Genomic DNA, 11,751 nt, shown 5'->3' on the forward strand with positions numbered 1-11,751 from the left:
TCTATCACAGTGTTCGACGGAGCCGCGTTATCTTAAGCTTTTGAGCTCACCCGAGGCGCGTGGGGAGGGCAACGCCGCCCTTGGTCCTGATCTTGTTTGTGGTCCGGCGGAACGACCCCTGCTGGCACGTACCGGTCGTTCGTCTTGTGGCTGCTTGAGCCTCAGGTCCAGACCTTGCTCCGTAAAAGGCCGTAGGCTGAGGCGGCACGTCGGGCGTGCCGCCTCAGCGTTTAGATCTCAACCTGCTCGGCAATCAGAAGGGCATCATCAACGTCGATGCCCAGATACCGCAAGGTACTCTCGATCTTGGTGTGACCGAGCAGGAGCTGGACGGCTCGGAGATTGCCTGCTCGTCGATAGATCATTGAGGCCTTGGTGCGCCCTAGGGAGTGTGTGCCATAGGCGAGGGGATCGAGCCCTATCGCGCGAAGCCAGGAGCCCAGCAGGCGGGCGTACTGGCGCGTTGTCATAGCCCTTCGCTGATCAATCCGGCTTGGAAACAGCGGCTCGCCCTTGTGCAGATTCTTCTTCTCAAGCCAGCGCCCCACAGCTTCGTGGGTCTGCTCGGTGATCTCGAACTGAAGGGGCGGCCGGTCTTCCGCTGCATGACAGTGGCTCAGGACCGCACCCATCCATTGAGGGCCACACCGTCGACGCGGAGCGCGACAAGGTCACAGGCGCGCAACTTGCTGTCAAGGGCCAAGTTGAACAAGGCCAAGTCCCGGATACGGTGAACAACGTGGAGCCTGACTCGAATGGACCAAATCTCTTTGGCTTTCAGTGGCGGCTTGGGTCCAATCAGCTTGCCCCGGTTCCAGGGGTGAGGTGGTTCGGCAAGTAAGGTCAGCGATACCGTCTTGCATTGCAGTGCTCCTGAAGTGAAGCCCCCGCAATGAACCTTGGCCGTTCTGCCGACAAAACCCAGCCTGAGCCTTCCTCCTAAGGCCTTGGTCAGTTTACCAAGATAAGCCGGACGGCCCATTCTCTGCACCGATCTCCTGCTCGTGACCCGGAAGTGACATTCCGCGATGCAGCGTAGACGGCAGCCTCATCCAATCTCGGTCCGCAACCCTGATCCGACTACCGGCATATCCGCGTCGGTCTGGAGCCGATAGCCAACCCCGGTCTCCGTTAGGATGTGCCGAGGCTGGTCGGGCCGCACCTTCAGCTTCTGGCGGAGCTGGCGCACGTAGATCCGCAAGTACTGCACGTCGACCTTCGGTCCCCAGACCTCTTGCATGATCGTACGGTGGGTCACCACTTGGCCGGCATGAAGCACGAGCAGGCGCAGGATGTCCCATTCCTTGTTGGAGAGCTTCACCTCCGCCCCGCGCACCGCCACGAGCCGGCGGGGGAGGTCAACGGACAGGTCGCCATGGGTGAACAGCGGCTCGGCCCCTTGCCGCTGGACCCGGGGGTGCAGGGCGGTGCGGATGCGGGCGACGAGCTCGGCCATACCGAACGGCTTGGTTACGTAATCGTCTGCACCCAGGTCGAGGGCCTCCACCTTGGCGCCTTCCTCGTCGCGGCTGGAAAGGACGATGATCGCCACGTCGTCCTGCCTCATCTTGAGCGTTCTTTCGCTGTCGCAAAATCGGGCAACGGAGGAAACGCCGGAGGGAACGGGGCAGGAAACCACGGCGGTGGCGGAAACGGTCGCGGTGGAAATGACAAGGGCAGCGCCGGCAATCAGGGCCGAGGAAACAGCCATGGCAATGGGGGGAGGCCCAAGCCGTGGTGGCCACGGCCTGTCCGGACGCAAGGCAGGCGGTGCAGACAAGGACACCATACCTGGCTCAAGAGATGTCAGCCCAAGCGCACCGGCTCTGCTCAGCGCCGTGCGGCCGCTCGCGCACTGGGTCTCCCCGGACCGGCACAGGGTCAGCGCCCGACACCCTTGGCGAAGGCACGCGACCTGCGCGGCAAACCACAGCGGGCGACGCACACCCTCGTTGCCTCAGGGCTGACCGATGCTGACCTTGCGAAGCTGATGGCACGCGGCTTCCACATCCAGGCTCAGACGAGAGGTAACCTTAATCCGCGCACCATCCTGTTGCAGCCGCCCCATGGCCTATCTTTGGAGCGGGCCCGCCGTACCGTGCGTATACTCAACGCCAATGCGGTGGTCGACTTCGACAGCTACTACTACACAGATGAGGAGATGCCCGAAGGCTTCGTCACAGAAACACCTGACAAGCCGATCCATGGACACTAGGGCAACTATTTTCATTTGCTCCTGTTGAACGTGCAAGCAACCTGAGCGTCTGAGCCGCGCCACCTGCGAAAATCTTTAAATCACGCTCGCAATGCGTTGGCCAATTGAGCCAACAAAACATCGGCTCTATAAGCTTCTGACACGAAGGTCAGGTAATGGCATGGGGATGACGTTAGCCATACGTCTGCAAGAGGAGGGTGAAACGGACCTTTATACGGCCATTCTTAAACACTGACCCTGACGCGCAGAGGACCTCAGATGCAGGTCGATGCCATCAGTAGGTAGGCGGAGACTGCCAGTGCGGCCCGTCCCCAGACCTCTCGCTGCTTCGGTCGGAGGGGCGCTGTATGGGCAGGTGATCGATCCGCCTCCAGGGGAGGGTCCTGTCTTGCCGGCACACAAGGAGTCTGTTGCCCGATCTCGTCCGCATTATCCGCACTTCGCGGGCTACTGACCTTACATGGGGAAGGCATTTCGAGCGTCGCTTTGGGCAGCTGGATCTCGCACGCAATATCAGAGAGAACGGAGAGCATCTCGGGAACGACATGGCTTTTGGGGGCACTGTGCTCACGGCGCGAGCGGTCCCGGCGCGATGAGCGAAGTTTCCCTCGGTGCGGCGCTTTACCTTTGGATACCTCTAGTTTTGCCCTGCCGCCTCGATTCTCCTCCGAGCTGAAACGCACGTTCGGAGCAATAGGCCTGTAGTCATCTATCGTAATGCGCTTCTTCCGCTCCACATCGCCGGCTTCGAAAATTTTGCCTTGCTCAAGACCAACCACGCGGCCGGACATGCGGATCGTCTCCGGTCTGTGGGCGATCACTATGCGTGTGACTCGGATGGCTCCGAAAGCCATGTTCACCAGCTTCTCCCGCTCCACGTCCAAGTGGCTCGTTGCCTCATCGAGTAGGAGGATGCTTGGCTGCCGGTAGAGAGCGCGGGCAATTACGACCCGCTGCTTCTGACCGCCGGACAGGACAGTTCCCATGTCGCCGATCAACGTCTCATAGCCCATTGGCATGGCCATGATTTCATTGTGAATGGCGGCCTGCTGGGCACATAGAACAATGCGCTCTCTGTCTGGCTGAGCAGAGAAGAAGCAGATGTTATCGGCAATAGAGCCTGCGAAGAGCTGGTCGTCCTGCATGACCACGCCAACCCTAGCGCGGTAGTTTTCGAGGCCGATGCGAGCGAGCGGCTCGCCGTCAATCAGGACCTCACCGTAAGTCGGCTGGATCAGTCCGGCGAGCAGCTTCAAGAGCGTCGACTTGCCCCCTCCCGAAGGTCCAGTAATGGCCACAGATTGCTCGGCTTCAATCTGCAGATTGACGTTATCGAGCACCCAGGGGTCCTGTTCGCTATAGCGAAAGCTGACATTCCGCAGCTCGATAGTTGGTGGCAGGTGCCCTCCGGGCGCGGGCATGAGGGATGTGCGCGTTTCGGGCTCCGCTAGCGCAATATCCGCCAAGCGCTCCGCATGCAGCCGCAGCATCTTCAGATCCACAGCCCTATCGATGAGAACGGTCACACGACCGATGAACTGGTCCTTGTAGGCAATGAAGGCGAGCAAAAGGCCGATCGAGAGGGTATTGTCCAGCACCTGTCTGGCACCGAGCCAGATGATTAGGAGCTTGAGCAGTCCCATGAGCAGCTTGTTGCCGATCTGGAACAGAAAGGCGAGCTTCTCGGTGGTGAGCTGTCGGTTGGTGGCCTCGATCAGAAGATTAAGCCAGCGCGCGCGTCGATCCTCCTGGCCGTTGAACAGCTTGATCGTGCGGATGCCACGTAAGGTCTCCAGAAAGTGGGTGTCGAGCCTCGCCTTCCAGACAATTGCTTCCATGGAGGCTTGGCGCAGGGGAGCGTAGGACGCCCAGCGCAGGATGGCATACAGAATCGCCGCTGCCACGACGATGCCGGTCATGTTGGGGGCAATGATCAGCATGATCGCCAGGGTGATGCCCGTCATGAGTCCGTCCATGAGGGCTTCAACGAGTTCCGTCGTAATTGCGCTCAGGATTGTCTCCTGAGAGGAAAAGCGGGATGTCACATCGCCAAGGTGGCGCGCCTCGAAGAACGATGCCGGAAGGCTGATGAGATGTGAGAAGAGATTGGCGCGCGACTGAACTTTCAGAGTGGCGCCGAGACCCATCAGCATCCAGCTCCTCATGGCCGCGATCGATGTCTGCAGCACGAGCAGGAGAAGGAAGCCAAGCACCAGCGTGAACAGAAGATCGTGATCGGCGGTGACCAGGGCATGATCGACAACCCAGCCCATGAACAGAGGACCAGTCATCGCGAAGACTTCGATGGCGAGCGCGAGGGACAGCTGGTGAGACAGAGCTCGCCTGACGCCGACCATCCGGCCGAGCAACCGCTGAAACCGCACGCGGGGCGGTGTAGCGGCTGGTTCGAAGCGGTCGGTTGGATAAAGTTCAAGCGCCACGCCCGTGAAGTGGCGCGAGACCTCAGTCTGCTTCATGTGGCGCAGTCCAAAGGCCGGATCATGAATAACGACACTGGAGCGCCCGATGCTGACCAGAACCACGAAGTGGTTAAGGTCCCAATGCAGGATGCAGGGCATCCGGAGCTGCGGCAGCTCCTCGATCTCAAGGCGCAGAGGCCGCGTCGCGAAACCGATCTGATCGGCAATGCGGACGAGATCCTTAAGCGTCGCCCCTTTCAGGGAAAAACCGTAGCGCCGGCGCAGGTCTGCAAGGTCGGATTCGTACCCGAAGTAGCTTGCGATCATGGCCAGACTGGCGAGGCCGCATTCGGACGCCTCCGTCTGCAGGATCATTGGGGTGCGGCGCCCCCAGCCAAGGTCTAGGCGTTCGACGGCGCTCATCCGGTCCACTTCCCGCTGATGCTGAACAAGGGCTCAAGCATCCATTCGACTAGACGGCGGCTCTCCAGCAGCACATCGGCCTCAAGCTTCATGCCCGGCTGCAGCGGCATTGGATTTCCGTAGGCGACGAGGGTCTGCTGCTTTAGATCGACGGTGATCCGGTAGACCGGTTCATTGGCGCCATAGAGAGCGGAAAGGCCGGCGAGCTGCTGGGTCATCTCGGCCGGACTGACTGCGGAGCGGGAGACGGAGATCACCACGCCCTCGTGAAACCCGAACTTCTGATAGGGAAATGCCTCGTAGCGCAAGAGCACCCGCTGCCCTTCGCGGAGGAACCCAATCGCGCGGCTTGGGCTGAAAAGCTGCGCCTGTAAGGTGGCGCCAGACGGCACGATATTCATGAGGGGCACGCTCGGCTGGACGCCGCCGCCCCTCTCGATCTGCAGCCCTGTGACAGTGCCATCTTGAGGTGCCATGATCACGATCTCCCGGCGTGCCTCGGCCTCGGCCAGTTCCTGCTCCAGCGCCGCGACATTGCGGTCGATCTCGGCAAGCTGGGTGAGACGCCGGAGCGGAATCTCACGTAAGGACGCCTTCATCAGAAGGTGCTCACGCCGCAGTGTTGCCTGGGTTCGTTCTAAGCCCTGTAGCCTTGCGGCCTGTTGGATCCGCTCTCGCTCGGCCTCTTCCCGGCGCGGTTCGGTAACGATGTCCCGTGTGCGCAGAGCCCGCATCCGCTCCTCAATTTGCTCATTGAGTTTCAATTGCGTCTGCTGCAGGTCGATTTCCTTGGTCAGATGTTTCTGTTCGTCCTCAAGCGCGGCGATGCGCCGAACCAAGTCTGCAGCTTGTTGAGAGAAGAATTGTTCCTGTGTGATTCTCTCCTCAGCCATGCTGTTGCGGCGCTTCGTCAAGCGGTCGACGATCTCCTTCCGCGTCCCGCCGAACGCCTCGCTCTGCATTTCGGTGGATACAGCCAGAAGGGGTATACCCTTTTTGACCTCCATGCCTTCCTTCACATGCACTTGGGTGATCACGCCTGCTTGTGGTGCGAAGACCCGCACCAAACCTTGTTGAGGCACCAGCCAGCCATTGATGTGAGCCTTGCGGGTGTAGGAGGTGAAGAACAGCATGCCGAGAACGGCGGCAGTGGCCAGCAAGGCCAGCGATGCAAACATCCAGTGGGTGATCTTCGGCTCCAGCAGCACGGTTCCGAGCCACTGCGACTGGTGCTCAACCATCACCTCAGGGCGAAACAACGGCTGTAAAGGAGGAGCGTTGCGCTCAGCGATGGAGACCTTGTTAATGGCATGGCTCACAACCGCCACCCTCCTCCGCTCACAATGACCGCACAAGGCATGCCACCCGGCCTTGTCTATGCAGTAATTTTGAGAGCGTCGGCAGAGATTCCCGCCGGCGCTCTGCTTATCACGGCAATTAATACTGGGCCGCTTCAGCTTCTATTTATCCGAAAGGACAAAAAGTGCGGAGAAGATGCCTGATCAGTTGCTAGCACCACGCGTGCCAATGCCGTTAGGATCCGTATTCTCCACAAACTTGTCTGGATCTAGGACGTTGATAGCGTTCCCTACTTCCTTCTTATTGCCCGGATTGCCATAGGCGTCCTGCTTCGGTGGGCAGGGAGGCTTCGGGTAGCATGGGGACGGCGGACAAATAACAAGGGTGCCACCAGAGACGTGGACCAGCTCGTCACTGTTAAGTTCGCGCATGGTAAGTTCCTCTATGTTTCATTGAAAAGGCAGAAAACATTTTGATTTATAACGCGACGCACTTGGGACGTTGCAGCCTTTAGGTTGTGCTTTTTGGCTTGGCGTCGCCATCGAATATCAGTGTATCAAAACCTTGTGTCTGTTCGGAAATGTACTCTCCTGTTATCTCTTAAGGGGAATAATCCCAAATATTCGGGAGCAGAGTACAGCGCCTGCAAATCAACATTCTTCAAAATGAATCGCTCAAAATCCATCATAGGCGCCAGATCATCTTTGATGCCTAAGAGGCTGACTCAAAAAGACATGTGGTCTTTCAGGTCCTTGCGAGCCGTCTGGTCAGCATCCGGATATGGGCGATGAAGACCCATGCCACCGCACTTTCAATAGAGGCTTCGAAGTCCTTGGCCAGGCGGCGGCAGCGTCCAAGCCAACCGAAGGTTCGCTCCACGACCCAGCGGCGCTTGAGGACCGCAAAGCCTTTGACCGCATCCGAGCGTTTGATGATCTCGATCGTCCAGTGCCCGAGAGCGGCGATGTCGTCGCGCAACTTGTCGCCCGCGTAGCCGCCATCGGCAAAGACATGGCGCAGCCACGGATAGAGGGTGCGGACGGACGTCAGCACCTCTACGGCTCCGTCCCGGTCCTGGATCTCGGCGGGATGAACCCTTAACCCGACCAGATGGCCCTGCGTGTCGGTGATGATGTGGCGCTTGCGGCCCTTGATCTTCTTGCCGGCATCAAAGCCGCGCGGGCCGCCGGCTTCGGTGGTCTTCACGGACTGGCTGTCGATCACGCCGGCCGAGGGGCTCGCCTCGCGGCCGGCCCTCTCGCGCGAGGCGGCCACGAGAGCATGGTTGATCCGCTGAAAGGTGCCGTCGCGTGACCAGGCATAGAAGTATCCTTGCACGGTCGAATAGGGCGGAAACTCCTTTGGCAGCTGGCGCCATTGGCACCCGGTCGAGGCGAGATAGAGAATGGCATCGGCCACGGCCCGCAGGCAGGTCATACGCGGACGCCCGATCCGCCGGGCGGCGGGCATGAACGGCTCGACCAGCGCCCATTCGGCATCTGTGAGATTGCTTGCATAGCGCAGTCCATCCCGCCGATACTGTCGGCGAGTGGCCTCGGTCCAAACCATCGTGACCTCCATCGAATCTTTGCAAATCCGACGGAATCACAGCGGCTTGAGGCCACTCAACCTTTTTCAGTCAGCCTCTAAGCCATGCTTAATCATTCGTGTAGGGAAGAAGCCTCTCGAAATTGGAGCGGATGATATTGTGGCATTCACATGCCAATTCTTCGAGATGAGCACTATCGGTAACAGTAATTGTTCCGCGACCCTGCTTAATAAGTCCTGCACCTTGCAGACGACGAGCAACCATGCTGATCGCAGGGCGATGAGCTCCAAGCATTTGAGCAAGAAATTCATGTGTGAGAGGAAGTTCGTCGCGATCGATGTGGTCGCGCATCGTCAGGATCATTCGGCAGCAACGGGACTCTACAGAGTGAGCGGCGCTGCAGACTCCTATTTGTAGAATTTGATTGAATAGAAAATGAAGATAGCAGAATATAATCTTGCGAACGGGTGCGTTGCTCTCGATTTGCTGCCGCAATTGCTCCGTCCTCATGCGTGAGACTTTCCCGCCGACCTGAATGATGCAGCGTCCTTGAGAAACTCCATCGCCGAGCGCCTCGACAAGTCCCACCATCCCTTCACGGCCTATCGTGGCCATCTCCACCGTGCTGCCATCCGACAGAACTGCTAGCAGTGACAGGACTGCATTGTGTGGAAAATATACAAACTCAATGGTGTCTCCAGCCTCATACAGGATCTTGCCCAAGGGAAGATCCATGGTCTCCAAGTGAGATCCTACCGTTTGCTGAATATTGAGATCGAGTCTTTCGAGGAGACGATTTGCGCCCTTATAAGGATATTCGAACCTATAGGGCATGGCTATGCATTCCTCCGATATCATTGCGCTATGGCAATCGCTTCAACTGCCTTGGTGCGAGCAGAATGGAGCGAATGAAGCGCGGTGAAACCTTGGATCCTGGATACATCGTCCCGAACAATACGGCCGTGGAACTGGTCGCAAGGTTAAAACTATCTGACAGCTGTCAGGACAATTATCTGATCTCAAGAAAATAACTTTGCTCACGCGCGTGAGGTCGCGTTTACCCGGAATTTCCATCATCTGGGCGTACACCCGGTGCATGATCCATCCATGCCCAATGACTGGAAAGAGCGCGAGAACCTCGCCAAAATCGATGCCGACATTGCCGAGGCCGAGCGGCGAGTCGCCCAGCAGATCAACCTCATCAGGCGGATGACCCTGAAGAGGCAAGAGACAGGGGAGGCTACGAAGCTGCTCTGGAACTACATGCAAGCCCTGGAGCAATGGCGCAGGCATCGTCAGCTCATCCTGGATGAAATCGCGCGCCAGGAAGGACCAGAGCCCGAGGCTCCCCCTGTTCCATAAAGAGATTCCGCGTATTACGCACCCCAAGGATTCACCGACTGACCCTCGATCTGCGTCCGCTCGATCCAGAGCGCGACGGTCACCGTGATCACCCGCTCCCTGTGTTCGTTGCAGACCTCAACGATGACGACATGGTTCGAGGGCGCCAGCGGCATGTCCTTGGCGATCTCTCCTGCAAGGTGCACCGCATGGCTCTTGGCAGTGTCCAAGTCCTCGAACTCCTCGCCGGCATCATCAGGGCGAAATCCCAGCCCCTCGCAGATGTCGAAATAGTAACGGGACATGGTCGTGCACCCATTGCGAATTACGGAGACCGATTGCTGCCCGCGACGTGCCCTTACGCAGTCCATGAAGCTCAGCGCGAGACGACGCGTCACCACCCGACTCTTCGCCGTCGCGCAGCGCTCCTTGGGTGACTGCGGTGGCGTTTCCCTGGCCTTCCCCCACTGCATCTTTCTGGCGGGCGCGAGACCCCATGCGCGGTCATTGACCGCCCGCAGTCCAGTCACCACCCGCGGGTTTTGGATCGGGCTCCTTATTCGGAGCGCAACGCAACGATCGGATCCAGGTGCGCGGCCCGCCAGGCAGGATAGAACCCGAAGCACACCCCCACCATTCCCGCGAACGCGATCGCGACGGCCAGAGTGCTCACGTCGATGAGAACGGACCACCCCACCGTCATGGCGACCGCCACGGAGCTGGCAATGCCGACCAGCGCCCCGAGCAGGCCGCCCAGGGCCGCCAATGTCACTGCTTCGATCAGGAACTGGGCCAGGATGTCTCTGTCCTGCGCGCCGACCGCGAGCCGGAGCCCGATCTCGCGGGTGCGCTCGGTGACCGAGACCAGCATGATGTTCATGATGCCGATCCCGCCGACGACGAGGGAGACGGCCGCGACCGCGGCGAGCAGCCCCGACAGGGTCCGCGTGGCGGTCTGCTCGATGCCTGCCACCTCGGCGAGATTGCGGATGATGAAGGTCTCGTCCTGTCCGGGCGGGAGGCGGTGACGCTGGCGCAGGAGGTCGCCGATCGCCGGCATGATCTCGGCGGCCGATCCGCCCTCGGCGTACTTGACCGAGATGCCGTGGACCAACCGCGGGCTGGCGCGGTTCATCCCGACAAGCTGGTGGCGGGCCGTCGTCAGGGGGACGAGCGCGACGTCGTCCTGGTCATCGCCCCAGACGCTCTGCCCCTTGCGGTCGAGGACACCGATCACCGTGAACGGCACGCCCCGCAGGCGAACGATGGTGCCGACCGGATCGGCCTCGCCGAATAGCTTCTCGCGGATGGTGGCCCCCAGCAGCACGACCATGGCCGAGCGGGCGTTGTCGTCGAGGGTCATCTCCCGCCCTTCCACGACACCCCACTCGCGGACGGCAAGGAAGTCGGGCGTGACGCCATGGATCGGCGCCATCCAGTTGGATGCGCCGCTCGTGAGCTGGGCCCGGCTGTACAGCACCGGCGCAACCGCCACGACGTTGGGCACCTCCGCCGCGATGGCCCGTGCGTCGTCCTCGTTGAGGCGGGGCGAGGCCCCGCGGCCGAGCCGCACGCTGCGCATCGTCAGGCTGCCCGGGCTGATGCCGATCAGGTTGGCCCCCAGGCTGCGGATCTGGGCCGCGACGTGCTCGCGCGCGCCGCTGCCGACCGCCACCATCACGACGAAGGCGGCAACCCCGATGATGATCCCGAGCATCGTCAGCGCACTGCGCAGCCGATGGGCGCGCAGGGATCGTAGGGCCGTCCTGATGCTAGCCCCCAACATGGTCCGCGCTCGCGCCTGGTAAACAGGGATCGGGACACCGACGCTCGTCCGAGACGACCCGCCCGTCGCGGACGGTCACCACGCGGTCGGCATAGGCGGCGATCTCCGCGTCATGCGTAACCAGAACGACGGTGAGGTCACGTTCGCTCCGGAGACGCCCGAGAATCGCCATGATGTCGCGACCGGTCTGGGTGTCGAGGGCCCCGGTCGGCTCATCCGCCAGCAGGATCATGGGGTCGTTGACCAGGGCGCGCGCGATCGCGACGCGCTGCTGCTGTCCGCCCGACAACTCGGCGGGCGTGTGCCGGATCCGGTGCGCGAGGCCGACCTCGCCGAGAAGAGCCAGGCAGCGGCGGCGCCGCTCGGTGGCCGGCACGCGGGCGTAGAGAAGCGGCAACTCGACATTCTCGAGCGCGGTGATCCGCGGCAGCAGGCTGAAGGACTGGAACACAAACCCCAGCTTCCTGTTGCGGATCGCGGCAAGCGCCCGGCGTGCGAGGCCAGTGACCTCGATGCCGTCGAGCCAGTAGCGGCCCTGGCTCGGGGTGTCGAGGCAACCGATCAGGTTCATCAGGGTCGACTTGCCGGAGCCCGACGGCCCCACGACGGCGACGAACTCCCCCTTCTCGATCGCGAGGCTGACCCCGTCGAGGGCCCAGACGAGGTCACCCCCGATCCGGTAGCTGTGGCGCAGTGCTTCCGTGCGGATCAGCGTCAC

At 60.8% G+C, this 11,751-nt stretch carries 10 protein-coding genes and 1 pseudogene; 2 read left to right on the forward strand and 9 right to left on the reverse strand.

Features of this window, described 5'->3' with window-relative positions; all coding sequences use genetic code 11:
• Positions 1 to 230: 230 nt before the first annotated feature.
• Positions 231 to 799: pseudogene (locus JO965_RS10485) on the reverse strand (tyrosine-type recombinase/integrase).
• Positions 800 to 1,048: 249 nt separating this feature from the next.
• A complete protein-coding gene (locus JO965_RS10490; RefSeq protein WP_203443568.1) occupies positions 1,049 to 1,711 on the reverse strand; it encodes a winged helix-turn-helix domain-containing protein in 663 nt (220 codons plus the stop codon).
• Positions 1,712 to 1,897: 186 nt separating this feature from the next.
• Between JO965_RS10490 and JO965_RS10495 the strand changes: the two genes are divergently transcribed.
• Positions 1,898 to 2,215 carry a hypothetical protein gene (locus tag JO965_RS10495; RefSeq protein WP_203443569.1) on the forward strand — a complete coding sequence of 106 codons (318 nt, stop codon included), beginning with the start codon at positions 1,898 to 1,900 and terminating at the stop codon, positions 2,213 to 2,215.
• A gap of 254 nt (positions 2,216 to 2,469) precedes the next feature.
• Here JO965_RS10495 and JO965_RS10500 read toward each other — a convergent pair whose 3' ends face one another.
• The 4 genes from JO965_RS10500 to JO965_RS10515 form a co-directional block, all read right to left on the reverse strand.
• Complete coding sequence (locus tag JO965_RS10500; protein WP_246776803.1) at positions 2,470 to 5,058, reverse strand: peptidase domain-containing ABC transporter; 2,589 nt, start codon at positions 5,056 to 5,058, stop codon at positions 2,470 to 2,472.
• Positions 5,055 to 6,377, reverse strand: coding sequence for an HlyD family secretion protein (locus JO965_RS10505; RefSeq protein WP_246776804.1), 1,323 nt, complete (start codon positions 6,375 to 6,377; stop codon positions 5,055 to 5,057). The genes JO965_RS10500 and JO965_RS10505 overlap by 4 nt, the downstream gene beginning before the upstream one ends.
• Positions 6,378 to 7,101: 724 nt before the next feature.
• Positions 7,102 to 7,926, reverse strand: coding sequence for an IS5 family transposase (locus JO965_RS10510; protein WP_203443571.1), 825 nt, complete (start codon positions 7,924 to 7,926; stop codon positions 7,102 to 7,104).
• 88 nt (positions 7,927 to 8,014) lie between these two features.
• Positions 8,015 to 8,740 carry a Crp/Fnr family transcriptional regulator gene (locus tag JO965_RS10515; protein ID WP_203443572.1) on the reverse strand — a complete coding sequence of 242 codons (726 nt, stop codon included), beginning with the start codon at positions 8,738 to 8,740 and terminating at the stop codon, positions 8,015 to 8,017.
• A gap of 273 nt (positions 8,741 to 9,013) precedes the next feature.
• On the opposite strand from JO965_RS10515, the gene JO965_RS10520 reads away from it, so the two are divergent.
• Complete coding sequence (locus JO965_RS10520; RefSeq protein WP_203443573.1) at positions 9,014 to 9,268, forward strand: hypothetical protein; 255 nt, start codon at positions 9,014 to 9,016, stop codon at positions 9,266 to 9,268.
• Positions 9,269 to 9,282: 14 nt separating this feature from the next.
• Here JO965_RS10520 and JO965_RS10525 read toward each other — a convergent pair whose 3' ends face one another.
• The 3 genes from JO965_RS10525 to JO965_RS10535 all read right to left on the reverse strand — a co-directional run bounded on the left by JO965_RS10525 (position 9,283) and on the right by JO965_RS10535 (position 11,751).
• Positions 9,283 to 9,552, reverse strand: a complete 270-nt coding sequence (locus JO965_RS10525) for a hypothetical protein (RefSeq protein WP_203443574.1) — start codon at positions 9,550 to 9,552, stop codon at positions 9,283 to 9,285.
• 251 nt (positions 9,553 to 9,803) lie between these two features.
• Entirely contained in the window at positions 9,804 to 10,964 is a 1,161-nt protein-coding gene (locus JO965_RS10530; RefSeq protein ID WP_246776805.1) for an ABC transporter permease, read from the reverse strand.
• A gap of 55 nt (positions 10,965 to 11,019) precedes the next feature.
• Entirely contained in the window at positions 11,020 to 11,751 is a 732-nt protein-coding gene (locus JO965_RS10535) for an ABC transporter ATP-binding protein (protein ID WP_246776806.1), read from the reverse strand.

It is taken from the genome of Microvirga sp. VF16 (assembly GCF_016864375.1).
GTDB lineage: Bacteria > Pseudomonadota > Alphaproteobacteria > Rhizobiales > Beijerinckiaceae > Microvirga.